Origin of the sequence: Cetobacterium sp. 2A (assembly GCF_014250685.1) — a bacterium.
GTDB lineage: Bacteria > Fusobacteriota > Fusobacteriia > Fusobacteriales > Fusobacteriaceae > Cetobacterium.
Map to the genome: position 1 here is coordinate 1 of NZ_JACFAJ010000009.1, position 24311 is coordinate 24311.

General features: G+C 26.7%; 26 protein-coding genes, 3 tRNA genes and 1 riboswitch. Of the genes, 14 read left to right on the forward strand and 15 right to left on the reverse strand.

The window, feature by feature from the left end; translation table 11 throughout:
• A partial coding sequence (gene brnQ, locus H3N56_RS10425; RefSeq protein ID WP_185881140.1) for a branched-chain amino acid transport system II carrier protein occupies positions 1–945 on the reverse strand: 945 nt, incomplete at its 3' end.
• Positions 946–1172: 227 nt separating this feature from the next.
• On the opposite strand from brnQ, the gene H3N56_RS10430 reads away from it, so the two are divergent.
• The 3 genes from H3N56_RS10430 to H3N56_RS10440 all read left to right on the forward strand — a co-directional run bounded on the left by H3N56_RS10430 (position 1173) and on the right by H3N56_RS10440 (position 1409).
• A tRNA-Gln gene (locus H3N56_RS10430) sits at positions 1173–1247 on the forward strand.
• A gap of 3 nt (positions 1248–1250) precedes the next feature.
• Positions 1251–1327, forward strand: a tRNA-Ile gene (locus tag H3N56_RS10435).
• Between the two features lie 5 nt (positions 1328–1332).
• Positions 1333–1409: transfer RNA gene (locus H3N56_RS10440), tRNA-Met, on the forward strand.
• 89 nt (positions 1410–1498) lie between these two features.
• Here the strand turns inward: H3N56_RS10440 and H3N56_RS10445 are convergent.
• The 6 genes from H3N56_RS10445 to H3N56_RS10470 all read right to left on the reverse strand — a co-directional run bounded on the left by H3N56_RS10445 (position 1499) and on the right by H3N56_RS10470 (position 6538).
• Complete coding sequence (locus H3N56_RS10445) at positions 1499–1945, reverse strand: hypothetical protein (protein WP_185881141.1); 447 nt, start codon at positions 1943–1945, stop codon at positions 1499–1501.
• Between the two features lie 230 nt (positions 1946–2175).
• Entirely contained in the window at positions 2176–2907 is a 732-nt protein-coding gene (locus H3N56_RS10450; RefSeq protein ID WP_185881142.1) for a glycosyltransferase family 39 protein, read from the reverse strand.
• Positions 2897–3946, reverse strand: coding sequence for a GDP-mannose 4,6-dehydratase (locus tag H3N56_RS10455; RefSeq protein ID WP_185881143.1), 1050 nt, complete (start codon positions 3944–3946; stop codon positions 2897–2899). The genes H3N56_RS10450 and H3N56_RS10455 overlap by 11 nt, the downstream gene beginning before the upstream one ends.
• Positions 3947–3960: 14 nt before the next feature.
• Positions 3961–5559 carry a glycosyltransferase family 39 protein gene (locus H3N56_RS10460; protein WP_185881144.1) on the reverse strand — a complete coding sequence of 533 codons (1599 nt, stop codon included), beginning with the start codon at positions 5557–5559 and terminating at the stop codon, positions 3961–3963.
• A gap of 2 nt (positions 5560–5561) precedes the next feature.
• Positions 5562–5831 carry a lipid-A-disaccharide synthase N-terminal domain-containing protein gene (locus tag H3N56_RS10465; protein WP_185881145.1) on the reverse strand — a complete coding sequence of 90 codons (270 nt, stop codon included), beginning with the start codon at positions 5829–5831 and terminating at the stop codon, positions 5562–5564.
• Positions 5831–6538 carry a glycosyltransferase family 2 protein gene (locus tag H3N56_RS10470; protein WP_185881146.1) on the reverse strand — a complete coding sequence of 236 codons (708 nt, stop codon included), beginning with the start codon at positions 6536–6538 and terminating at the stop codon, positions 5831–5833. The genes H3N56_RS10465 and H3N56_RS10470 overlap by 1 nt, the downstream gene beginning before the upstream one ends.
• Positions 6539–6676: 138 nt before the next feature.
• Between H3N56_RS10470 and H3N56_RS10475 the strand changes: the two genes are divergently transcribed.
• Positions 6677–7345, forward strand: coding sequence for a response regulator transcription factor (locus tag H3N56_RS10475; RefSeq protein WP_185881147.1), 669 nt, complete (start codon positions 6677–6679; stop codon positions 7343–7345).
• Positions 7342–8679 carry a cell wall metabolism sensor histidine kinase WalK gene (locus tag H3N56_RS10480; RefSeq protein ID WP_185881148.1) on the forward strand — a complete coding sequence of 446 codons (1338 nt, stop codon included), beginning with the start codon at positions 7342–7344 and terminating at the stop codon, positions 8677–8679. The genes H3N56_RS10475 and H3N56_RS10480 overlap by 4 nt, the downstream gene beginning before the upstream one ends.
• A gap of 28 nt (positions 8680–8707) precedes the next feature.
• On the opposite strand, the gene H3N56_RS10485 is transcribed toward H3N56_RS10480, so the two are convergent.
• Complete coding sequence (locus tag H3N56_RS10485) at positions 8708–10930, reverse strand: autotransporter domain-containing protein (RefSeq protein WP_185881149.1); 2223 nt, start codon at positions 10928–10930, stop codon at positions 8708–8710.
• A 151-nt stretch (positions 10931–11081) separates the two neighbouring features.
• On the opposite strand from H3N56_RS10485, the gene H3N56_RS10490 reads away from it, so the two are divergent.
• A complete protein-coding gene (locus tag H3N56_RS10490) occupies positions 11082–11507 on the forward strand; it encodes a hypothetical protein (protein WP_185881150.1) in 426 nt (141 codons plus the stop codon).
• Positions 11508–11536: 29 nt separating this feature from the next.
• Here the strand turns inward: H3N56_RS10490 and H3N56_RS10495 are convergent, their stop codons facing one another.
• Genes H3N56_RS10495 through H3N56_RS10515 form a run of 5 tightly spaced genes read right to left on the reverse strand, consistent with a single transcriptional unit; the run spans position 11537 to position 16783 of the window.
• On the reverse strand, positions 11537–12397 hold the full coding sequence (locus H3N56_RS10495) for an ABC transporter substrate-binding protein (protein ID WP_185881151.1): 861 nt from the start codon (positions 12395–12397) through the stop codon (positions 11537–11539).
• Between the two features lie 10 nt (positions 12398–12407).
• Complete coding sequence (locus tag H3N56_RS10500; RefSeq protein WP_185881152.1) at positions 12408–13163, reverse strand: ABC transporter ATP-binding protein; 756 nt, start codon at positions 13161–13163, stop codon at positions 12408–12410.
• The gene (locus H3N56_RS10505) at positions 13164–14225 is read right to left on the reverse strand and encodes an iron ABC transporter permease (RefSeq protein WP_221893482.1); all 1062 of its coding nucleotides are present in this window, start codon (positions 14223–14225) and stop codon (positions 13164–13166) included. It lies immediately after the preceding gene.
• A complete protein-coding gene (locus H3N56_RS10510; protein ID WP_185881153.1) occupies positions 14218–14784 on the reverse strand; it encodes a hypothetical protein in 567 nt (188 codons plus the stop codon). Before H3N56_RS10510 ends, H3N56_RS10505 begins: the two co-directional genes overlap by 8 nt.
• Complete coding sequence (locus H3N56_RS10515; RefSeq protein ID WP_185881154.1) at positions 14774–16783, reverse strand: TonB-dependent receptor; 2010 nt, start codon at positions 16781–16783, stop codon at positions 14774–14776. The genes H3N56_RS10510 and H3N56_RS10515 overlap by 11 nt, the downstream gene beginning before the upstream one ends.
• Positions 16784–16794: 11 nt before the next feature.
• A riboswitch (cobalamin riboswitch) is annotated at positions 16795–16979 on the reverse strand.
• Positions 16980–17233: 254 nt separating this feature from the next.
• Here H3N56_RS10515 and H3N56_RS10520 point away from each other — a divergent pair.
• From H3N56_RS10520 to H3N56_RS10555, 8 genes are all read left to right on the forward strand, one after another.
• The gene (locus H3N56_RS10520; RefSeq protein ID WP_185881155.1) at positions 17234–18190 is read left to right on the forward strand and encodes a nucleoside hydrolase; all 957 of its coding nucleotides are present in this window, start codon (positions 17234–17236) and stop codon (positions 18188–18190) included.
• A 21-nt stretch (positions 18191–18211) separates the two neighbouring features.
• Entirely contained in the window at positions 18212–18784 is a 573-nt protein-coding gene (locus H3N56_RS10525) for an ECF transporter S component (RefSeq protein ID WP_185881156.1), read from the forward strand.
• A gap of 19 nt (positions 18785–18803) precedes the next feature.
• Positions 18804–19550 (forward strand): energy-coupling factor transporter transmembrane component T, encoded by a 747-nt coding sequence (locus H3N56_RS10530; RefSeq protein WP_185881157.1) that lies wholly within the window; start codon positions 18804–18806, stop codon positions 19548–19550.
• A complete protein-coding gene (locus H3N56_RS10535; RefSeq protein ID WP_185881158.1) occupies positions 19538–20404 on the forward strand; it encodes an energy-coupling factor ABC transporter ATP-binding protein in 867 nt (288 codons plus the stop codon). Before H3N56_RS10530 ends, H3N56_RS10535 begins: the two co-directional genes overlap by 13 nt.
• Entirely contained in the window at positions 20385–21203 is an 819-nt protein-coding gene (locus H3N56_RS10540) for an energy-coupling factor ABC transporter ATP-binding protein (RefSeq protein ID WP_185881159.1), read from the forward strand. The genes H3N56_RS10535 and H3N56_RS10540 overlap by 20 nt, the downstream gene beginning before the upstream one ends.
• Positions 21190–22122, forward strand: coding sequence for a DMT family transporter (locus tag H3N56_RS10545; RefSeq protein WP_185881160.1), 933 nt, complete (start codon positions 21190–21192; stop codon positions 22120–22122). Before H3N56_RS10540 ends, H3N56_RS10545 begins: the two co-directional genes overlap by 14 nt.
• On the forward strand, positions 22115–22750 hold the full coding sequence (locus tag H3N56_RS10550) for a GntR family transcriptional regulator (protein ID WP_185881161.1): 636 nt from the start codon (positions 22115–22117) through the stop codon (positions 22748–22750). The genes H3N56_RS10545 and H3N56_RS10550 overlap by 8 nt, the downstream gene beginning before the upstream one ends.
• A gap of 245 nt (positions 22751–22995) precedes the next feature.
• Positions 22996–23583 carry a tyrosine-type recombinase/integrase gene (locus H3N56_RS10555; protein ID WP_185881162.1) on the forward strand — a complete coding sequence of 196 codons (588 nt, stop codon included), beginning with the start codon at positions 22996–22998 and terminating at the stop codon, positions 23581–23583.
• 28 nt (positions 23584–23611) lie between these two features.
• On the opposite strand, the gene crcB is transcribed toward H3N56_RS10555, so the two are convergent.
• Entirely contained in the window at positions 23612–24001 is a 390-nt protein-coding gene (gene crcB / locus H3N56_RS10560; RefSeq protein ID WP_185881163.1) for a fluoride efflux transporter CrcB, read from the reverse strand.
• 72 nt (positions 24002–24073) lie between these two features.
• Positions 24074–24238, reverse strand: a complete 165-nt coding sequence (locus tag H3N56_RS10565) for a hypothetical protein (RefSeq protein ID WP_185881164.1) — start codon at positions 24236–24238, stop codon at positions 24074–24076.
• Positions 24239–24311: the final 73 nt, after the last annotated feature.

The window sequence follows — 24311 nt, forward strand, 5'->3', positions numbered from 1 at the left end:
AGTTGCAACAGCAATCTTCTCATATGAAATTTTTAATAAATCACTAAAATAATCTGCTACAGTTGCAGTTAAACCAACAGCAGTTGTTAAGCATGCTCCTGCAATACATATCCCAAGGAATACTATTCCGCTTTTTCCAAGTAAAGAATTAACAATATCAGCTAGAAGTCTTGTAGTTCCATAATTTGTTAAAGCTCCACTTGAAGTGGCACCAATATATAAAAGTCCCCCATATACTATTGTTAGACCAAATAAAGCAATTAAACTTGAGTTTGTTAAAAATGATAATTCTTGTTTCTTTGATAAATTTCTTCCATTTCTAATTGACTTTAAAATTATTCCAGAAAAAATAACTGAAGCTAAGGTATCCATAGTTTGATATCCATTAAAAAATCCATATTTGAATGAATCTGTAACTTGAGAAACAACAGGATCACCAATTGGAGATGATACACCTTTATAAATTATAATTGATAGAATAACTATAAGTATAGGAGTAAGAATTTTTCCAACTCTATCGATAACTTTATTCGACTTTAATGAGAATATTAAACTTATGATAAAATAAACGATTAAAAAAGAATATTTTATAACTGAAGTATTTCCACTAAGATGTGGTGCAATAGCCATTTCGAAAGCTGTAGCTCCTGTTCTTGGAAGAGCAAGTAGAGGTCCTATTGCTAAGATTAAAACTATATTAAAAATTTTACTAAATTTTGGCGAGACTCTTTCAGCAAAATTATCTAACTTGTCTCCAGCCAAAGTTGCTGAAATGATGGCAAGTAGAGGAAATCCTATTCCCGTTATAAAGAAACCTATAAGGGCATAAATCCAGTTTGTACCAACAGTATAACCAACAACTGGTGGGAAAATAAGATTTCCTGCTCCAAAAAGCATAGCAAAAAGTGCAAAACCGGTTAATAAAACTTCTTTTTTCTTGTACAAAGCAATCACTCCTTTTAGTAAAATATCGGATGTCAAACTGGTCTAAAAACTTGATAATACCATTTATTAAGTACTAAAATATTTTTTTATAAGAACAACTTTGAAAAAGTTTACCATAAAATGGACAAAAAGTCAATTTTTTTTGGAATCGATAGTCAGTAAATAAAAATAAAAAAAGATTGACAAGATTATTAAAAAATGATACTATTAAAAACGAAATAAGATTATGGGGTGTCGCCAAGCGGTAAGGCAACTGACTTTGACTCAGTTATGCGTTGGTTCGAATCCAGCCACCCCAGCCATAAGGATCCATAGCTCAGTTGGTTAGAGCACTCGGCTCATAACCGAGTGGTCGCTGGTTCGACTCCAGCTGGATCCACCACTCATGCCTAGATAGCTCAGTTGGCTAGAGCATTCGGTTCATACCCGAACGGTCGAAGGTTCGAATCCTTTTCTAGGCACCATTTATGAATTTTAGATATACTACGGTATATCTTTTTTTTAAATAAAATACCCAAGAGATTTTACTTGAAATCTCTTGGGTATTTGTTATTTATAGGGATATTGGATTATTTTTTTTAAATATACTATATTTATCATTAAAAAAAACTTCTGTAAAATTATGATTTAAGTTATTTTTGTATTTATCTCTTGTTATTATCAATGTATTGTCACCTACAGAATTATTAAATTCATCATTTAATTGTTCAAAATTTCTAATGTCGTAATGAATTTCATCTTTTAAATTTTTTGATTCGGGAAATTTATAAGAAATAATATCAGTATCCCTAGGAATATTTTGAAGATATCTAACAATTGGTTTTAAAGTATAACTAGAATTATATATTGGTAATATTGGGATTACAGTTATACAAAAGACTAAAAGAACTCCAATAATAAACTTAATACTCGTTATAATTTTATTATTATTTAATCCAAATATATAACAATATGTTATGGCAACAATACCAGGATATAATGGAATTAAATAGATGTCCAATTTTCCGCTCATAAGAGAAAAGAAAATAAAAGGACCCAAAAACCATGTAAATGACAATTTTTCTAAATTATTCCAAGTTTCAAAAAATCTAATATTTCTAAAATATTTTATTAATGAAAGAATAAAAAATGGAGTAAGTGGTAATAAAGTAAGTGGCATTATTTTAAAATAGTAATAAAATGGTCTAGCGTGTGATTTCGATTTTAAAGCTCTTCCAATTGTTTCTTGACCTAATAAAGCTTAATGTATTCTAAGCCTTCTGTTTGAAGTAAGAGAGTAATCATCCATAAAGAAATAATTGACACTATAATAAGTAGTCCTCTTAAGAGTTTAATTTCTTTTAAAAACCTAATATTTTTATCAAATATTAGAAGAGTTAAAATAGCAACCATGGGAACAGCAATGGCAGCACCACCTTTTACCAATGCACCTACTCCCATAAAAATATACATAAAATTAATTTTTAAATTTGTAATTTTTTCAACTTTAAAATACATAATATAAAATAGATATAAACTACTTATAATAAAAACATTCATTAAAGAATCCATTCTTAAAATGGAAGATGTACCAATAAGGTAAGGAAAAACAACTAAAGTTATTGATACTAAAAATGCTTTCTTTACTTCTAAAAATTTAGAAAAAAGATTAAAAGCAATGATATTAGTTAGAAATGATGGAACTAAAGATCCAAATATAAGAGATAACGGATAAAATAAATTAATGAAATATTTTTTGAAAAAGACTAATATCCAAAAATATAATGGTGGTTTATCAGGATAAAGATTTCCAAAATACTTTAGTATTAGATAATTTCCTCTATCAATCATATCTTGGGATATTATAAAGTATTTAAATTCGTTTTTTATATCAGGATATCTCATAAATATAATAGGAATGAAAATAAAAAGATAGATAAGACCTATTATAAAAATCCCCTGTTTTTTATTTTTAATATTCAACATTTTCTCCTTTTTTTAACCATTCCACAAAAATTCTAATCCCATCTTTGAATTTAGTTTTTGGAGAATAGCCTATAAGAGTTTTAGCTTTTGAAATGTCCGCATATGTTTTATCAACATCTCCAGGTTGCATGGGTAAAATATTTAAAATAGCTTTTTTACCTAAAGTTTCTTCAATTGTTTTGACCATTTCATTTAGAGAAATTGCTTCTGATTCACCTAAATTTATAATTTCATATACATTTTCGTTATTTTTTAAATATTGTATAGTTTTTAAAATACCATCAATAATATCATCAATAAATGTGTAATCTCTATATGTATTTCCATCGCCATAAAACGGAATTGGTATTCCTTCTAAAATCATCTTTGTAAACTTATGGATTGCTAAATCTGGGCGCTGTCTTGGACCATAAACTGTAAAAAATCTAAGCTGAAACATATCAATATTATATAATTTATGATATACGTGACCTAAAACTTCTCCAGATTTTTTAGTTGCAGCATATGGAGAAATAGCAAAATCAACTATATCTGTTTCTGTAAATGGAACCTTGCTATTATTTCCATAAACTGAAGATGAAGAAGCTTGAATAAATTTTTTAATATCATATTTTTTACACAGCTCTAAAAGATTTAGATAGCCCTTTATATTTACCTCTTCATAAGAAATTGGATTTTCTAAAGATGGTCTAACACCAGCTAAGGCTGCTATATTTATTACAAAGTCTATTTTATCTTTTTTAAATATTAAATCTAAGGCATCCAAATCTCTTATATCACAATAATTTAAAGAGTAATTATCAGATTTTACAATTTCAACCAATTTCTTGATTTTTAAATTTTTATCTTTTACTTTTAAAATTTCTTCTAATTTATCCAATTTTCCAGTAGTTTCAAGAATATTTTTAATTTTGATATCTTCATGATAAAATTCGTGAAAATTGTCAACAGCTATTATTTTATGATTTTGTTGTAAAAGCTTCTGAGTTAAATGTGAAGCTATGAAACCAGCTCCTCCAGTAATTAAAAAGTTCATAAAATCCTCCAGAATTATTTATTTTCCATATAGTAAATATTCAATGTTTTATCGTCATCTTTCATTCTATAATAAGTTTCAGATTTTAAAATTTTATAGTTATCAGATAAATATTCTGACATATTATTAGAGTCAAGAAATATAAACTTTTCTGGAAATATTGTATTATCAGTAACTTGGATAATTTTATCTCCAATATTCCATACATCTTGAATTCCAAAATTTTTAGCATATATAGGATCCCTTAATTTGTTATCTTGAAAAATTTCTAAATAGGCAGAATGACCTTGATAATTAGATCTTAAGTATCTTTCAATATACCAATTGGATGTGATATTAGCTAAAACCATTGTAAATCCAGTAGCAATTATTGTAAATTTAATAAAATTCTTTTTTTGTTTATACATATAAAAAAGAATAATGCTTAAAGATCCATAGATAACCATTAAAAATATTAAGTAATCTATTTTTATAATTTTTTTATTAAATGCAGTTATGAATAAAATAGGAACACCAATATAAACAACAGATAAGAAAATCGCTTGTATTTTAAATAATAATTTATCAAATCTATTTAAAATATTCCAATTTTTAAAATAGTAATATTCTAAAATTGTTCCCACCATTATAGACGATGTTATATAGATAGGAATACCGTAACGCTGTTTTTTCATTTTTACAACTGATAAAAATAACAGAGTTAAAAGAGTCCAAAAAAATCCAAAATTAAAAATCTTTTTATTTTTAATTTCGTTAGTTATATATTTCTTTCCAAAAATTGAAAAAATTGAAAAAAAGATCCAAACTCCTGTATACACGAAATAATCGAGATAAAAATAGATTGGTCTTGAATGTTTAGTAGTCCAAGTATCAGCCTCTTTTTGTAAAACAGATAGAAAAAGCTCATGATTTTCAAACAACATAAGAGCAGGCCATATAGCTGAAAAAACTATTCCTGTGACAATAAGTAAAATAATTTTTTTCCAATTATATACAAAATTTTTAAAATTATATACATATGAATAAGCTAGAATAAATGGTAAAAAAATACCATAAATAGCAACAGGACCCTTACTCATAATAGAAGCTCCTAAAAATAATCCAGAAATTATAAATGATTTTAACTTTTGAATTTCAAATCCTTCAATTAAATAAGCTATAGTTCCTATAATAAAAGCATATGGGTAAATATCCCAAGTGTTTTCTCCACCAACTTTTATAACCATAAAAGTTGTAGAAAGAACAAAAGCGGAAAAAAATGCAACCAAGCTATTCTTACTTAATAATTTAATTAATTTATAAAGTAGAAATACCATGAGAGTTGAAATTAAAGCCGAAGGGATTCTTAAAACAGCTTCATTTGTAGTTGTATTAAACATTTTCATAACTATAGCTGTTAACCATGTCGGAAGTGGAGGTTTTTCAAATCTATATTGTCCATTTAAAGTAGTAAGCATCCAATTTCCACTTTCTAAAATTTCACGAGCAGTTATAAAGTTTCTAGCCTCCATAAGATCTGCTCCCCTTACCCAGAGTGTTGACAGAAAACTGAATAAAGAAGTGATACCTAAAACCAATAATTGAATTTTTTCATTTTTTATTGTTTTTACCATTTTTATTTTCTCCCTTTTTTTATTAAATAGATATTACGGGAGTATATTAAAATATTTGGCGCTTGTCCAAGAATAAAAACAGGGTCTTTTTTGTATATAGCATAAATTAAGAGTAAAACACTTCCTCCTAAACTAAAAATCCAAAATGAGAATGGAATAACAGAAGCTTTTGCTTTTTCACTAGCTAACCACTGTATAATAAATCTCATAGAAAATAGTGTTTGGCCAAGAAAGCCTATAATCAAAAAAAAATTTAAATTACTAAGTGTCATTATCTATCCCCTTCAAACCTATATTTTAAAGTTCTGCTACGCATCCATCTCACAGCAAAAACATCTAAGAAAGCCTTCGTGGCTCTACCGAAAACTTTATATTTAGAAGTTCCGTAAAGTCTATCGTAATGTCTAACTGGAACTTCAATAACCTTAAATCCATTGTATTTAGCTAAAGTGGGTAAAAATCTATGCATTCCGTTAAAAAGTCTATATTGTTTTACTACTTCATTTTTAAACAATTTAAGTGGACATCCAGTATCGGCAATATTATCTCCTGTAACTAAATTACGAAAACCATTTCCAATAGTAGAAGCCAATTTTCTTTTAAGTCCATCTTCTCTGGTTGCTCTTTTTCCATTTACCATATCGTATTCAGGAATATATTTGATTAGTTCATATATATCTTCAGGGTCAGTTTGTAAATCTCCGTCCATCATAAGAACTAAATCTCCTTTTGCCATTTCAAAACCTGCTGCTATTCCAGCACTCTGACCATTATTTTTTGTAAAATGATATGGAACTACTCTGTGATTTTCTATTTTTAATTTCTCAAGTAATTCTTTACTACCATCTGTACTGCCATCATTTATAAAAATAATTTCATAATCTACAAATCCCTTATTTAGAGATATTTCAAGCTTTTCAATCATAGGATTAATATTTTCAAACTCATTATAAACAGGTATTACAACTGATAATTCCATTTTCCCCTCCTAGTAGCATCTTTCAATATAATAATATTACCTTATGAAAATGAAAATTTGGTAAATTTTTTTATTTTTTTACGCTTCTTTCATAAATATGTATTAGAATATAGTTAGAAAACTTTATAGGAGGCAAAAATGGAAAAAATTTTACTTATTGAAGATGATAAAAAAATTAGAAGATACTTAGAACTAGAGTTAACTCATACAGGATATAAAATAGATTTTGCAGAAAATGGAGAAATAGGATTAGAAAAAACAAAAATTAATAAGTACGATTTAATTTTATTAGATTTAATGCTTCCTAAACTCTCTGGAGAAGAGGTTTGCAAAGAAATTAGGCAAATAACTGATACACCTATAATTATACTATCAGCAAAAAATGAAATGTTAAGTAAAGTATATCTTTTGGATTTGGGTGCTGATGATTATATTACAAAACCTTTTGTAATAGAGGAGCTTTTAGCAAGAATTAGGGTAGCTTTGAGACATATGAATAAGAAAAACAATTCCAAAATTTTAGAGTATGAGGATTTAAAAGTTGATAATGAAATAAAAAGTATATATTTAAATGATGAAATTTTAATTTTAACAAAAACCGAATTTAATTTATTAAATTATTTAATTTTAAATAGAGAGATTGTTTTATCACGAGAACAAATTTTAAACAGTGTATGGGGAATTGATTATTTTGGAGATGAAAAAATAGTAGATGTTTATATAAAAAACATCAGAAAAAAAATAGGAGAAAACTATATAAAAACAATAAGAGGGTTTGGATATTGTTTAAGAAAGGATAGAAGATGAAAAAATTAACCAATGAAGTCTTAAAAAGTTATATATTGATAATTGTTTGTTTTATAATAGCTTATTCTTTTCCAGTTATAATACTGAAAAAATATCTTATTAAACGTTCAGTAGAACAAATAGAAGTTGTTAGAAATTTTCTTGAAGTCGAATTTTTAGAACCAGAGCATCAAAATTTAGATTATTTTTTATCTGAAGTGTTGAAAGAAAGTCCAGAAATTGAAAATCTATATATTAAAATTCAATATCATGGAAAGACCTATGAAGATAAAAATACACCAGCTATTACAGATTTAGTAGTTAGTGATAAAATTCAAAATATAGATTCTGGGAAATATTATGCCATAAAGACAGAAATGAACACTGTAGGAAATGGAGAAGTTACAGTAAAAATAATAAAAGATATGCATGAAGAGTTAGATTTTATAAATAAAATAAAAAAAATCTCTATAATTGGATTTTTATTCGTTACAATTTTTGCAATTTATATATCCAAAAATTTTATAAATAAATTAAAGCCTCAATTGAAATCTTTAGAAAATTTTACAAATGAAATAAACTTAGAGTCTTTTGATGTAAAAATTAATAAGGAAAATTATTTTGAAGAATTTAGCAATTTTATAGATTCTTATGAAAATATGTTAATTAGAATTGAAAAACAAGCAAAGTCACAAATAGATTTTGTAAATAATGCATCGCATGAACTAAAAACCCCAATTTTTATAATAAGAGGATATATAGATTTGATAAAAAAATGGGGAACAAGCAATCCTGAAATATTTAAAGAATCTGTTCAGGCGATACAGGATGAAGTAAAAAACATGAGTATTTTAGTTGAAAAATTACTTTTTATTTCAAATCAAGATTCAATTTTAATCCAATCTGAGAATATAAATTTAGAAGAAATTATAGACGAAGTTATAACAGAAATGAATATTATTTATCCAGAACAAAAGATAGAATTTCATAGAAGAAAATTAATAGTAAATACGGATTGGAGTTTATTAAAACAAGTTATAAGAAATATTATAGATAACGCTATAAAATATGGCGATAAAAAAACAGTTGAAGTATTTTTGCTAGAAAGAGGAGAATATATAGTTATTAAAGTTAAAGATAATGGTTTGGGAATAGAAAAGGATGATTTAGATAATATTTTCAATAAATTTTATAGAGTTGATAAATCTCATAATAAATCAATTGGTGGTCATGGATTGGGATTAACAATAGTAAAAAATATTGTAGAAATTCTAAACAGTAGAATAGAGATAAAGAGTGAAGTTGGAGAAGGAACAGAAGTTTTTATAATATTAAAAAATAGAGTAAAGGATTAAGTTCCCTTACTCTATTTTTAGTTAAAAGTTAGAAAGAATAAGCAAGGCCTAATGAAATTGAGGCATCAAAACTCTTTTCAGATAAAGATGAATATAGACCCAAATTAACTTTAGTATTATTTTTTAATTCTTTATTTATATCTAAAGCTATAACTGCTGAATCTTTTCCAACTTTAAGCCCATTTATATCAAATTTTACATCTGGTTTAAAATTAAAATAACTACCATAAGATTCATAATCATTAAATCTATGGTTCCAAGAAAAATCAGCCGATATATTGTATCCTGAAGTATTAAACTTTGTTTTAAGTCCAATTTTTGAAATAGGGGTTGAAAGTAGTGAAGAACTAATATCCATAGAATAAAGTCCTCCTGTATTGTTAAAATCTTGTTTTTCTTTATAATTGTCTTTTTTATCCCAAACATAATCTAATCCAACATATGGATAGACAAGGATATTTTCATCATAAGAATATGAGTATCCAAATTCTCCACCTAATGATCCTAAAATTGATTTATAATCTCCTCTTATAAGTTTTATAATATTTTCATCGTCTCTATCTTCAACTTTTCTTTTAAGACTATGATCACTATAACCTATTCCTGCCTGAAAAGTTGAAATAAAGTTATTTTTAGAATGAGTTACAGATGTTAAAAGTGAAAAGTTGTTTATAAATTCATCAGTACTATACAAATTTTTATATTTTACATCATTTCCCACATAACCATATCCAAGTGACCAATGTAGATTTTTGTTAATTGGGTACACCGTAATACCTTCTATACCATAAGATGAATAAGAGTAATCTGGATTAAAAGTTCCGTTTGAATATTTTCCATATGAGGAAATAATATCTATATATTGTGTTTTTTCATTGAAATTTTCTCTATTCCATGAATAATTTTTTTCTCTTAACTTAGAGTTATTAATAAATGGGATATTATTTTGGGGATAGTCAAAAATTGAAGTATAATATCCACCTAGGAAAGATGTCTCTTGATCTGATTTTATAGGATTTTCATTATTTCTATCCAAAATTAGATAGAGTATTCCATCTTTAAATTCGTATTTTCCTGACCAATCTTTTGCAATATTCACCATTTGGATATTTCCTAAACTTGTACTTTCTAGCTCATTTGGATTTACATATAAAATTGGAACTCTTATATTATCTGAATTTGTAATATAAATTGAATCTAAAGGTTTTTCAGTGATAGTTCCATTATTAATAAGATTATTTGCAACTAATGTAGAAGTTGATTTATCATTAATACCAATTTGAAAAGTAAGATTAACACCATTATCTATAATAAATGTTCCATGAGTATCAGATGTTGGAAAAGGTGGAAGATTAAATTCTCCACTATGAATGTTACTCTTCGAAGGAGGAGTCAAAATACTGTTATTTTGCAAATGCCAAGTTCCATCATTAACAGTAATATTAGAAAAATTTTTTAAATTAAAATTAATTTTTCCATCTGAGGTTAATTTTGGATTCTCCTTTGATGAATCTACTAAGTACAATGTATTTGTTCCCTTATTTCCCTCTACTGACCCTACTATATTTGATGCGGTACCAAGAGTTAAAAGACTGTCATTCGTTCCTAAAAGTATTGCAATTGGGCCACCAGAGATAATTTCACCATGATTAATAAATGTCGAAGAATTACTCACATAAACACCTATATTTCCTTTATTTTTAACACTTCCATAGTTAATTCCGGATGAACCATTAGAAAGGTAAATACCATAGCTTCCACCATTTTTAATAGATCCATTATTTATAAATTTACTAGAGTATATAGCGGCTCCAGAATTACCAGAATTTTCTATAATTCCATCGTTGATACCGCTGCTTCCAGAGTCTAGAAAAAATCCGTAACTACCTTTATTTTTGATAATTCCCAAATTTTTTAAATCTGTAGAATTTCTTCCATAAAATCCATAATTACCTTTGTTATCTATTACACCTGTTGAAGAATTTTGAACTAGATTAGAATTATCATAAACGATTAATCCATATGTTCCATCATTTGAAATGGTACCATTATTAGTAATGGTAGAATTACCTATACTATAAATACCGTAGTTTCCATTATTTGCAATAGTGGAATTATTTATAAATGTATCTCCAGAAATTACTCTATATCCATAATTTCCATCTGTATAAATTGGATTATAAATTACGGTATTCCCAAAAGAGGGTAGAGCTGAAATAAAGAGTGAGAGTAAAAAAGATAATTTTTTCATTAAAAAACCTCCAAAAAATTATATTATTTATTTTTTCAAAAAATAAATCTTAATTCCTTTAAATAGTTATTTTTAAACTAATTGACAATTTAATATTTTGAGGCTAATATTATAAAGAAATATTTTTTGATAAAATATAGGGGGAGTTATTATGAGAAAACTGAATGTTTCTTTAGGGATTATTTTATTGGGAAGTTTAGCTTTTGCAAATCTTAATGATGGAGAATATAGAGCTGAACAGGATAAATACGATAAAAGAGGATGGAAAGTATTTTTGGATTTAAAAGTTGAAAATCAAAAAATTACTGGGGCAAAATTTGATTATGTAAATAAAGAAGGAGCTTATAAAAGCCAAGATAAGGCTTATAATGAAAAATATAAGGAAATTTGTAATGTTGATGTTCCAGAGCTAGCGTCTCATATAGAAAAAAGCTTTATTAAAACACAAAATCCTGAAGATATCGATGCTTTAGCGGGAGCAACAGAATCGATAGTTCAATTTAAAGTTTTAGCAAAGGCAGCAATGAAAGCCTCTGAAAATAAAGATAAAAGTATAGTATTAGTAAATGTGAAATAAATAAAGGAGAGTTCTATTAGAACTCTCCTTTATTTATGAAATTCTTTAAATAAGTATTTTACTGTATTCAAATTTCTTATTCCTGGTGAAAAATTACTAAGATCAACTTTTATGAATTTATCTTCATTTACAGCTTTAAGATTTTTTAAAGGTGACTTTGTTTTTAGGAAATTTACTTTATCCTCATAGGAAGTATTTCCATAATTAATAATAATGATATATTCAGGGTCTTGTGCTAAAATTTCTTCCCAATTTCCAGAGGTAAAACTTCCCTTTGCATATTTAAATAAATTAATACCTCCAGCCATCTCTATAAGAGTATTTCCGATACCATTTCCCCCTACAACAAATGGAACATTTTCTCCAGAATCATATGCAAAAACTTTTACTTGTTTGGGAGGTAACAAAGTTTTAATTGTTTCAAATTCGTTTTTCATATTATTAACAATTCTATTAGAATTTTTTTCAAGATTAAAAATTTTACCCAGAATTAAGATATCTTCATAAACATCCTCAATTTTATTAGAATTTTGAGATTTCATAAGATAAACTTGAATCCCATTACTTTCAAGTTCTTCTATGGAACCAAGACCTTTAGGTGTAACTATAGAATTCCAACCAGTTAAAAAATCTGGATTTTGTTCGTAAAAATATTCTTTTGAGGGAGCAGTTCTAGATAAAACTGGAATTTTATCATAGCTTTCTTTTAACTCAGGAAGTATTTCATCATCTAAAAAGGCCGTTCCCACCATTTGATTTTCCGCTCCAATGGATAGAAGAATTTCTGTTGTAAATTGAGATGTTGAAATAGCTCTTGTAGGGATTATTTTATTTCCAAAAATATTGATATTTAGTATTAACATTAGCAAAATTATAAGATTATTTTTCATTTCTAATCTCCTATAAATATATAATAAAAGGATTTTTCTTAGTCGGATGTTGGATGATATGAGATTTTATTCCAAAAATATTTTCAATATTTTCACTTGTAAAAATTTCCGAAGGTTCTCCTTCAGCCACAATTTCTCCATCTTTTAAAGCAATTATATAGTCACAATAGCTACTAGCAATATTCATGTCATGAATTACTGCTAAAACAGTTTTTTGCTGACTTTTTATTATGTCCATTATTTGGATTTGATATTTTATATCCAAATGATTAGTTGGTTCATCTAAAATTAAAAAATCTGTTTCTTGAGCAAAGGCTCTAGCTATTAGAACTCTTTGCTTTTCTCCTCCTGAAAGAGTCGAAAAACTTTTATCCTTCATATGAAACATTCCGACATCTGTTAAAGATTTGTCTACAATTTCTTTACTTTGGACTTTATTATTTGAAAAAAATGTATTGTGAGCATATCTTCCCATATCAACAATATTTTCGACTGTAAAATCAAAATCTATTTGCTGACTTTGAGCTAAAACTGATAATTTTTTAGCAAGTTTTTTTCTTTCAATATTATCTATATTTTCACCATCTAATAAGATTTTAGTGCTCTTAGATTTTAAGTTTCCATATATATTTTTAAGAAGAGTACTTTTTCCACATCCATTTGGTCCTATAAGACCTACAAATTTTCCCTTGTAAATACTTAAATTTATTTTATTTAAAATTTGTTTTGAATCTATTTCGTATGATAAATCATTTATTTGTAACATTTAATTTCCTCCAAAACTATAAGAACTTTTTTTAATTAACCACATAAAAAATGGAGCTCCTATTATTGCTGTTATGACTCCTATAGGAACCTCTTGTCCTTTTAATACAGTTCTGGCTATACAGTCTGTAATTAAAAGAAAGATACCACCCATAAGGATAGAAAAAATTATTAATCTTTTATGTTTGGCACCAACTATACCTCTACCTATATGAGGTATAACTAAACCAACAAATCCAATTATTCCTGTATTTGCTACAATAAAACTTGTGAGTAGAGATGAAACTATAACTATGATAAGTCTCAATCTAGCTACATTTACCCCCAAAGTTTCAGCTATTTCATCACCAGTCATAATAATATCAAGTTCTTTATGCATTGAATAGATAATGACTGAAGAAATAATAAGAGCAACAAATGATATACTAACAGTACTCCAGTTACTACCAGATAAACTTCCGGTCATCCAAAACAAAACACTTTTAACTTCATTTTCTTTTGAGGCACTAACTACTAAAAATGTAGTAAGTCCAGAAAAGAAAGAAGATATAGCTATTCCCGTAAGCACTAATTTTGAAGTTGAAAAACTCTCTCTACTTGAATTATAAAAAACAAGAAAAGAGGTCAGTATTCCTAAACTAAATGCACCTATGGGAACAGAAAAAAGTCCAGCTCCTCCTAAAATTATAACAAGAATTGCGCCAGTACTTGCACCCGATGATATTCCTAAAATGTACGGATCTGCTAATGTATTTTTTGTAAGTGCTTGCATAAGTATGCCTACTAATGATAGGGAAGCACCGACAATAATTCCCATAATAACTCTAGGCATTCTTAAATTCCAAACGATAATTTCTATATTTTTTTTCCAATCTTTTTCAAATATATCCGTTGAGAAAATTTTATTAATAACAATTTTCCATATAGTAAGAGGGTTTAAGGAAATAGAACCTATAAGTACTGAAACTGTTGAAAGAAATATCAGTAGAAAAATAAGTACTAATATTAAAAATTTAAATCTATATTTTCCTAAGAAAATAAGACCTGATTTATTGTCATTCAAATTCTTTCTCCTTTAAAAATTCACTTATTTTTATTTTGTCTTCTTTGTAGTATTTTTCTAAAAAATCAAAATTTTTGAAATTTAAAAAATAAGCATCTTTGTCTTCTACTTTACATTTAACAAAGGAATTATTTTTAAAATCTATTATATTTACTTTATCAAAAGATAAAATTGTAGTATCCTTTTTATTACAAAATTTATTTGGTGAACATGCTTTATAAGTTCCATCTTTTCCTTGAAAAATTCTTAGAGAAACATATCTACAAATAATAGGTCTGACTGTTTTTATTAGACATTCTAAATTTTGCTTGTCATAAAAATAACACTTGCTATTACTTTTTATATTTAAGCCAACTTTAGTTTTTTTATCAGGATTTGAACGAAGATATCGTAAGATATCTTCGCCTTCCTCTTTGCATAAAAAATAATCTCCTCCATTACAACATCCCTTAGGATTTGTCCATTGCGAGCATCTTTTTTTTATATTATCTATTTTGTTAAATTGATGAATAATATTATCTAAATTTTCTCTTATATTTTCTAAATTTTTATAGTTCATATTTCATTCCAATAGTGATTGTTCTTCCAATAGCCGGATAATATTGTCTTCTGAATATAGTTTCATTATTCTCATAAGTATCGTCCCAATATCCAGTATATTCATCATATTTTTTATCAAACACATTTTCAAGTCTCGCAGTAAATGATAAACCATTTTGAAGTTTATAATATGCAGCTAAATCAAATGTAGCATACCCAGAGACACTTTCTCCACGTACATTTTCTAAATCATCAAGATCATAAGATTTACTATAATATAACCAATCTCCACTAACAGAAAGATTATTTGTGAAATTATAAACAGCTCCTGCAGTAAGTTTCCAGTTAGGAACACTTGGAATATGAGAGCTTTCATAGTTTCCATCTACGATTTCATGATGTAAGTATGTTATCGATGATTTTAGAGTTAATTTATTTATATAGTGCTCCGCATATAATTCAAAGCCAATTCTTTCAGTATTTCCAATATTATAATTTACCATACCTGAAAATTCTGGTGGGATAGCTGAATATATTTCATCATTAGTTAACTTATAAAAAGTAGAAGCTGAAATATAAGTGTCCGCTATAAATTCTTTCCACCCTAATTCAATTGTATCTTGGATTTGAGGATTTAGGGTTTCAGAATTTCTAGTATATCTTATTTCAGTTGCAGTTGGAGTTCTAAAAAATCTTGTATAAGTCAAGTAAGCAGAACCAGTTTCTGAATAAAGGTAATTAGCACTAAGCTCAAAAGAGTAGTTCTCATATTTTGCAGTATCGTTTTCTCCAATTTTTTCAGGATCGTTTAATTTTCCATTTCTCCAATAGAAATCATACTCAGCATTATCATATCTTGCTCCTTGAGTAAATTCAAATTTATCGTAAGTATATTTATTTAAAACAAATATACCAACATTGTCTTTTGTTGAATCTCCATCTTTTACCCATTTATAGATGTTACTACCAGATATTTGTTTATAACCTTCAGATGTTGAATAAGGCTTATATTCCTCTCTAGAATAGTCAGTTCCAAGTATAAAGTAACTCTTAGGAAGATATGAATGCTTCATTTGGAATTTCAAATATTTTCTAACATCATCAGAGTCTCTATAAAATTCATCTGTTTTTCTATTAAAGGCTTCATTCTCTCTCTCGTAATAGTTTCCATACATTAAAATTTCGGTATCATTAGATAGGTTATATTTCCATTTTAAATAGTTATCATTACTTTTTTCTTTTGATTTAGATAGTCTTCCAGGATCTTTTCTATCGTTGTCACTCACATATCTTGGAACTGCTATTCCCTTATAGTATTCATCCTCTGAATGAGTATATTTGTACTCGATTTCTCCATTTTCTAGAAGATATTTTCCTTTAAAACGGGCATCTTTAGTTTCAAATTTTTCTCCATGTCTCCATCCATCAGAATTATAATCATTGTATTCAACTTCAGTAATTAAGTTTTCAGTTAATTTTGTTCCATAGTCAAAACCAACTTTTCTAAGATTATTGCTACCATAATTAGTATAAACACTTCCATAATATTGTTTATTTTCCGGAGATTTTGTAATTATATTTATAACCCCACCAATAGCTTTATCTCCGTAAAGTATTCCACCGCCACCTGGAATAACTTCAATCCTTTCAATACTTTCAATTGGTAAATTACCAACTTGATTTGAAGATACTGGAACACCATCTAAAGTAATTAGCGAATTTCTATCGCTATACATTGAGTTTAACCCTCTAATATCAAATTTCACAGTTCCTGCGTATCTTTTTACAGATATTCCCGGAACATTTTTCAAAACATCAACAAAATCTTTTGCCGCAGATTTTTCAATTTCTTCAGATGTTATAATTGAGATATTTGCAGCTGTTTCCCTAACATTTGTTTCAAAATTTTCAGTTGAAATAACGGTTTCTTCTAATTTAAAATTATAATTAGAATTTTGTTCAGCATGTAAATTGATAGAGCAAAAAATAATTGCTCCCAGTAGTAATTTAGTGTTCATAGTTCCCCCCTCGAAGTTTAAAATATTTTGATAAGTATCCTGACTCTTTTCATCCTACTTGCAAATCTTCCCAGAGTGTACTCCAGTGATATATACATGCTTTCGTCAAAATTACAGTGGCGGGGCCGTAGAGGAATTTAACCTCATTTCCATTTCAAAATATTGTATGTTTAATGTCACAGCAAAAATTTTATCATTTGTTTTACAAAGTGTCAACTTTTTTAGTAATTAAATTTCACAAAATAAATTAAAAATATCATTTCAGAACAGTGAACACTTAAAAATAAATTAAAAATATATTGAGTTTTTAAAAAAAATGTTGTATATATTTAGGTGGATACACAAAATAATTAAAATTTTGAGAAAAACTTCATTTTAAATAGTGCACATTTAAAAGTTTATTTTTTTGAGATTTTTAACTAATATATTAATATATTTCAAGGGGGAAAAATGTATAAAATACCTATAATTTTTGATTGTGATCCTGGCCATGATGATGCAATAGCTTTAATAATGGCATTATCAAGTGATAAACTAGATATTAAAGCTATAACAACAACTGCAGGAAATCAAACTCAAGAAAAAATATTAAGAAATACTGTAAATATTTTGGGATTTTTAAATAAAAATGATTCTGGAATAATGATTGGAAAAGGTTTAGACAAGCCATTAATTAAGGATTTGATAATTGCAGATAATGTTCATGGAGAAAGTGGATTAGATGGTCCTGTACTTCCTGAAAATAAAACACATAATTTTATTATAAACAGTTCTTTAAATGTTATGAAAAATATTTTGGAGAATTCAAAAGAAAAAATTACCATAGTTGCAACTGGACCTTTGACAAATGTTGCTGTATTTTTGACTGTTTATCCAGAATTAAAAAATAAAATAGAGAAAATTTCATTGATGGGTGGAGCATGTTTTGGGGGAAATATAACATCAAATTCTGAGTTTAATATTTTCGTTGACCCAGAAGCTGCTAAGATTGTATTTGATTCTGGAGTTCCAATAGTAATGAGCGGATTAGATGTAACTTTAAAGGCACAAGTTTATGAAAAAGAAATAATAGAATTTAAAAATTATGGAAGGGTAGGAACTTTTGTTTCTGAACTTTTAGAATTTTTTCACAAAACAACAACTCCACACTTTTTGGCAAAAGAAGACGAAGAAGAAGGAGCTCATTTACATGATCCTTGTGCAGTAGCCTACTTATTAGATGAATCAATTTTTACAGGAAAACAACTTTATGTAACTGTGGATAAAAATGATGGTTATTCGAACGGTCAAACTGTCGTAGATTATGGTAGTAATATAGATAAGAATAAAAATGCATATGTTTTATTTGATTTAAAAAGAGAAGCACTGATTGAAATGATAAAAGATGCTTGCATAAAACTTAATTAATATCTTTTGGGGGGAAATAAAATGAAAAAAAATTTAGAATTATTAGCCATCTTGTTAATTCCAGTAGCAATTGCAGTTAATGCAGTTGGATTTCAAATTGCACAATTATTAAGACTGCCAGTTTATTTAGATGCTATAGGAACTATTTTGATTGGAGCTATAGCCGGACCAGTTGCAGGTCTTATTGCAGGATTATTAACTAATTTTATAAATGGAATATTTAATCCAGTTTATTTACCATACAGTATATTATCTGGAATTTTAGGTATTACTGCAGGAGTTTTATCGCATTACAATTGTTTTAAAACTATCAAAGGAACAATTTTTGCTGGAGTTGTGTTAAGTTTAGTTTCTACTGTAATCGCTGCTCCAATAACTGTAATAGTTTTTGGTGGAGTAACTGGTTCTACAATGTCTGCAGCTACAGCAGTTCTATTAGCTTCAGGACAAAAAATTTGGGGAGCTGTATTCTCAACTCAGTTGGTATCTGAAATAGCAGATAAAATGATTTCAGTATTCATAGTTCACTCTCTTATAAAGAAAATGTCATCAAGATATTTATCTAAACTTGAATATGGTTCAAAATATCTTTAATTGATTAGAGGGGGAGTAAATGGACAAATCTTTTATTGAAAAGTTATATCCTAGTACAAAATTTATATTTATTTTATTGGTTATATTGATAGCGATACTCAGTAAAAATTATTTAGTAAACTATAGTTTTTATATTATGTATTTTGTATTAGCTTTAATGGCGAAAAAATCTAAAGAATTTAATGGAATAATATTAAAAGTTATTTTACCATTAATTATAATAATTAATTTAATGCAGTTATTTTTTTATCCAGGAAATGAAGTATTATTTTCTTTAGGACCAATTGCAGCAAAAAAAGAGGGATTAGAATATGGTTTACTTTTAACGTCTAGATTAGTTGCAGTAGGAAGTTCGTTTATATGGTTTTTTAGAGTGACAAAAATAAAAGATATTGTTGTTGCTATGGAAAATAGAGGACTTGGAAAAAAAGGTTCTTATGTTGTATTATCAACGCTTCAAATGATTGAAGATTTAAAAAAGCAATCACAAGTTATAATGGATGCTCAAAAAACAAGAGGAATAGAGGTTGAAGGTGGATTAATTCATAGAATAAAAGCTTTTGTTCCAACTTTAGGGCCTTTGATTATGTCTTCTATAGCAAATACTGAAGAAAAAGCTATAACTCTTGAGAGTAGAGGTCTTTCAATGAAAGTTGTTAGAAGCAGGATATATAAATTAAATAAAACAAAATTTGATAGTACTATTCAAATTATTTTAATAGTTGGAATGATATTAGTAATAGGAGAAAAAATATGGTCGTTCTAAAAAATATAAGTTATAGATATCCTACATCAAAAGATAAAGTATTGAAAAATATTGATTTAAATTTTGAAAAAGGAAAGTTTTATACAGTAATTGGAAAAAATGGAAGTGGAAAGACAACACTTTGCAATCTAATTAGAGGTTTTATTCCACATTTTTTTAAGGGTGAATTAACTGGAGAAATTTGTATAGATGGTATTAAACTCACTGAAGAAAACTTTGATAATATTTCTAACAAAATTGGATTTGTATTTCAAAATCCATTTGTTCAAATTTCAGGAGTAACAGAAACAGTATATGAAGAACTTGCGTATGGGCTAGAAAATATGGGATGTAAAGAGGACTATATACATGAAAGAGTAAATTATGTATTAGATTTATTGAAAATTAGACATCTTGAAAATAAAAATCCTAATAATCTTTCAGGTGGTCAAAAACAAAGAATAGCATTGGCCTCAACTATAGCTATGGACCCAGAAATATTAGTAATTGATGAACCAACGTCTCAATTAGATCCAGATGGAACAAATCAAATATTTGAAATTATAAAAATATTAAAAGATTTGAAAAAAACTATAATATTGGTAGAGCATAAAATGGAACTAATAGCAGAATATTCAGACTATGTTATCCTTTTAAATGATGGTAAAGTTATAATGCAGGGGGAAACAAAAGATATTTTATCAAATATAGAAATTGAAAATTACGGAGTTGGAGTTCCAAAATACGCTAAAATATTTCATATATTAAGAAAAAAAGGAATAGAAATTCCGGGGGGAAATATTCCTATAAAAAAAGTAGAAGCTTATGAAATGTTAAAAATAATGGAGGAAAAATATGGCTTTTATAGAGGTTAAGAATGTTGAATTTGCTTACCCTAACGGGTATAAAGCCGTTGATAAAATAAATTTTTCTATAAATAAAGGGGAATCAGTTGCAATATTGGGGCAAAATGGAGCAGGGAAAACAACAGCTGTAAAACTTTTAAATGGACTTTATAAACCAACTTCTGGAAATGTAGTAATAGATGGAAAAGATACAAAAAACTATACAACTGCTCAAATTTCAAGAATGGTTGGATATGTTTTTCAAAATCCAGATGATCAAATATTTAATGAAAATGTTTATAATGAAATAGCTTTTGGACCTAAAAATATGAAGTTATCTAAAGAGGAGATTGATAATAGAGTTAATTTTGCAGCAACATTATGCAATGTAGAGACACTATTGGAAGAAAATCCTTATAATATTCCATATTCATCAAGAAAATTTATAACTTTAGCATCAGTTTTAGCTGTAAATCCAGATGTAATTATTCTAGATGAGCCAACAGCTGGACAAGATAAAGTAGGATTAGATTTAATTAGTAAAATTATTAAAGTTCTTATAGAAAAAGGAAAAACAGTCTTAACTATTACTCATGATATGGAATTTGCAGCAGAAAACTTTGATAGAATTATTGTTATGGCTGATAAAAAGGTAGTTTTAGATTCAAATAAATATGAAATTTTTTATGATGAGGATTGTTTAAAACTTTCAAATTTAGAAGCTCCATCTTCAACAAAGTTAGCAAAAGAGCTTCATATATCTGAGAAAATTTTAACAACAGATGAATTTATAGAAAATATCGTTAGAGGAATATATGACAACAAATAAAAAGAGACTAGCATATTTAGCTGGAATATTAAGTTCATCAATATTTGGATTATCATTTTTATTTTCAAAAATAGCTTTAGAAAATAGTAATTCAGATGTATTTTTTCTGATATGTAGTAGATTTACTTTAGGATCAATAATCTTAATTTTATTAATAAAATTAAGATTATTGAAATCAGAACTAAATTTAACTATACTTAAAAAAACTTTAAAAATTTCAATATTTTATCCTACAGGATATTTCATTTTAGAATTATTTGGAATAAATTTAACATCATCATCACAAGCTGGGATAATAATAGGACTTTTCCCTATATTTATTCCGATAATTGGGTATATATTTGAAAAAGAAAACTATAAAAATATAAAAATTCTTCCTATCCTTTTCTCTATTTTAGGTATAATAATTATAAATATAGAAGAACTTTCGTCATTTAAAATAAATATGGGAAATCTTTTATTAATAGTTGCAGTTATTTTTGGTAGTTATTATAATGTTAAGGTTAAAAAAGTAATGGAGAATATGGATTCTGTTTCATTGACCTGCGGAACCATTATCAATACAGCCATTTGTTTTAATATTATTCTATTTATAAGACAAAGTTTAAATGGATCTTTTTCAGAATATTTATATTATGGAAATTTTAAATATTTAGGTTCTGTATTATTTTTAGGAATTTTATCAACTGTTTTAGCATTTTTATTCATGAATTATACATTAAAACATCTTTCTCCTGTAATTATGGGCATTTTATATAATTTAACTACTTTAATTTCTGCAATAGCTGGTATAATTATTTTAAAAGAAGTTCTAAGTTTTATTCAAATAATTGGATTATTTGTGATATTATTATCAGTGTTTTTATCATGCTATGAAAAGAGGGAGGGAGTTAAAGCTGAAGTCCAAAGAAGTGTATGAAAATATTAAAAACGAAATATTATTTTTAAATTTTAAACCAGGAGATTCAATTAAAGAAAAATATTTTGAAGAAAAATTTTCGGTAAGTAGAACTCCTGTTAGAGAAGCTTTTTTAAAACTTAAACAAGAAGGATTAATAGAAATTTTTCCTCAAAAAGGAACTTTTATAAGTCTTATTGATATTAATTTAATAAAACAAGTTTATTTTTTAAGAAAAAATTTAGAAGTTCCTATATTAAAAGAAATTATTTGTATCAAAGAAAATAAAGATTTTTTATTTAAGTTAACTCAAATAATTGAAAAACAGAAATACTTAATACAACAAAATGGAAAAATTGAAGAAATTATATTATCAGATATGGAATTTCATAAAGAGATTTTTTCTTTTGCTCAAAAACAAGAACTATGGAACTTTATTTTATCTTATTTTAATGATTTTATAAGGATTAAAGTATTAACATATAAAAACTTTAAAATGGAAAAAATAATCAATGAACATTCTTTAATATTAAAAATTTTAGAAAATAAAAATGAAGAAGAAATTATAAATTATTCTAATCTTCATTTTTCCGTAGCAGAAATCGAACTAAACAAAGTTGTACAAATGTATAGTGATTATTTTAATTAAATATAAAGAGGGGGTTTGATATATCAAACTCCCTCTTTATATTTAGAAACGCTTTAAAATGGATTTTAAGAGGTCGATTTTTTTTTGTTCAGTCTATCTAACTTAATATTAATTATGTAAGATATAAATATTAATATTTATTGAATTTATTTTATTTTTATAAAAATCAATGATATAATAAGATTAACGTAAGATAGAAATCATTGAAAATACTAGGTTTTATTTTTTAAGAAGGGGATGAGATTTTGGGGAAAATTACAGAAGGTTTTTACGATGAAAACCATCGAGAGTATTTTGAATTACGATTGAAAGAATATAATGAAATGATTTTTTATTTATGGAAAATTGGACTTAATCTAGCTCTTAGAGTTTCAGATGTTCTTAAAATTACAGTAAATGAAGCTGAATTATATATTAGAAAAAAAGAATATTTATCGAAGGATAAAAAAACTGGAAAAAAGAATCATGTCCAACTAAACCAAAATACAATTAAGGCTTTAGAAGAAGCTCTTTTATTAAGACAAAAGATTATTAATCCTAAAAATCCTTATCTTTTTATAGGAATGGGTAATAGAAGTAAAAATTATGAGGGACATATGACAAGACAAACTATTTTTGATGCTTTTAAATATATAGTTGATCAAGAAAATATTGATATTCATATTGGAACTCACTCTATGAGAAAAACTTGGGGTTATTTAGCGTATAAAAAAACTGGAGATATAATAAAAGTGATGAAAAGATTGAATCATTCTAAACCAGAAGTGACTTTACTATATATAGGAATAACGGATAAAGATATAGATGATTTAGTAAAAGATATGAACCTATAAGTTCATATCTTTTTATTTTTTTTAATTTTTATTTATAGGAAGTAGTCGATGAAATAAATTTAGAAATTAAAATTCCAGCATACACCATTAATAGTCCTAAAACATTTCCTAAAATCACATACAAAAGTCCTTTGGTTATATGATGATCTCTTATCAGACTGAGACTCTCTAATTCAAATGAAGAAAAAGTTGTAAATCCTCCCAAAAATCCAGTGAAAATGAATAATCTTTTATTTTGACTAATAAATGTTGTCTCAAAAATACCAAATAAAAATCCGATTAGAAAACACCCAACCAAATTTACAACAAATGTTCCAATTGGAAAACTGAGATCTAAAAAATTATTAACGAATTTAGAAAGTATAAATCTGGATACTGAACCCAATCCACCACCAATTAATACTGAAAAGTATTGCATACGACTCCTTTCTACAAATAAAACTATACTAATTAAAGAAAAAGCTCTAGAGAGACTCTAGAGCTAGTTTTTTTATTTGTCCATTATAACTTTTTTAACTACTGGAGCAGTTTCTGGTTGCTCAACTATAACTGTTTCAGTTTGTACTTCTTCTACTACAACTGTTTCAGTTGGTTTTGTTGAAGAACAAGCTCCTAATACTACTACTAATCCTAATGCTAATAATGCTTTTTTCATAATTTATCATACTCCCTTTTATAGTGATCTGTTTTCGATTATACTATTTTATTACACTAAAAGTAAAGACATT

Excerpts from the sequence above, each read along its gene's own strand:
- H3N56_RS10455 (WP_185881143.1), bottom strand. The coding sequence starts at position 3,946 with ATGAACTTTTTAATTACTGGAGGAGCTGGTTTCATAGCTTCACATTTA.
- H3N56_RS10460 (WP_185881144.1), bottom strand. The coding sequence starts at position 5,559 with ATGGTAAAAACAATAAAAAATGAAAAAATTCAATTATTGGTTTTAGGT.
- H3N56_RS10465 (WP_185881145.1), bottom strand. The coding sequence starts at position 5,831 with ATGACACTTAGTAATTTAAATTTTTTTTTGATTATAGGCTTTCTTGGC.
- H3N56_RS10470 (WP_185881146.1), bottom strand. The coding sequence starts at position 6,538 with ATGGAATTATCAGTTGTAATACCTGTTTATAATGAGTTTGAAAATATT.
- H3N56_RS10475 (WP_185881147.1), top strand. The coding sequence starts at position 6,677 with ATGGAAAAAATTTTACTTATTGAAGATGATAAAAAAATTAGAAGATAC.
- H3N56_RS10480 (WP_185881148.1), top strand. The coding sequence starts at position 7,342 with ATGAAAAAATTAACCAATGAAGTCTTAAAAAGTTATATATTGATAATT.
- H3N56_RS10485 (WP_185881149.1), bottom strand. The coding sequence starts at position 10,930 with ATGAAAAAATTATCTTTTTTACTCTCACTCTTTATTTCAGCTCTACCC.
- H3N56_RS10490 (WP_185881150.1), top strand. The coding sequence starts at position 11,082 with ATGAGAAAACTGAATGTTTCTTTAGGGATTATTTTATTGGGAAGTTTA.
- H3N56_RS10495 (WP_185881151.1), bottom strand. The coding sequence starts at position 12,397 with ATGAAAAATAATCTTATAATTTTGCTAATGTTAATACTAAATATCAAT.
- H3N56_RS10500 (WP_185881152.1), bottom strand. The coding sequence starts at position 13,163 with ATGTTACAAATAAATGATTTATCATACGAAATAGATTCAAAACAAATT.
- H3N56_RS10510 (WP_185881153.1), bottom strand. The coding sequence starts at position 14,784 with ATGAACTATAAAAATTTAGAAAATATAAGAGAAAATTTAGATAATATT.
- H3N56_RS10515 (WP_185881154.1), bottom strand. The coding sequence starts at position 16,783 with ATGAACACTAAATTACTACTGGGAGCAATTATTTTTTGCTCTATCAAT.
- H3N56_RS10520 (WP_185881155.1), top strand. The coding sequence starts at position 17,234 with ATGTATAAAATACCTATAATTTTTGATTGTGATCCTGGCCATGATGAT.
- H3N56_RS10525 (WP_185881156.1), top strand. The coding sequence starts at position 18,212 with ATGAAAAAAAATTTAGAATTATTAGCCATCTTGTTAATTCCAGTAGCA.
- H3N56_RS10530 (WP_185881157.1), top strand. The coding sequence starts at position 18,804 with ATGGACAAATCTTTTATTGAAAAGTTATATCCTAGTACAAAATTTATA.
- H3N56_RS10535 (WP_185881158.1), top strand. The coding sequence starts at position 19,538 with ATGGTCGTTCTAAAAAATATAAGTTATAGATATCCTACATCAAAAGAT.
- H3N56_RS10540 (WP_185881159.1), top strand. The coding sequence starts at position 20,385 with ATGGCTTTTATAGAGGTTAAGAATGTTGAATTTGCTTACCCTAACGGG.
- H3N56_RS10545 (WP_185881160.1), top strand. The coding sequence starts at position 21,190 with ATGACAACAAATAAAAAGAGACTAGCATATTTAGCTGGAATATTAAGT.
- crcB (WP_185881163.1), bottom strand. The coding sequence starts at position 24,001 with ATGCAATACTTTTCAGTATTAATTGGTGGTGGATTGGGTTCAGTATCC.
- H3N56_RS10565 (WP_185881164.1), bottom strand. The coding sequence starts at position 24,238 with ATGAAAAAAGCATTATTAGCATTAGGATTAGTAGTAGTATTAGGAGCT.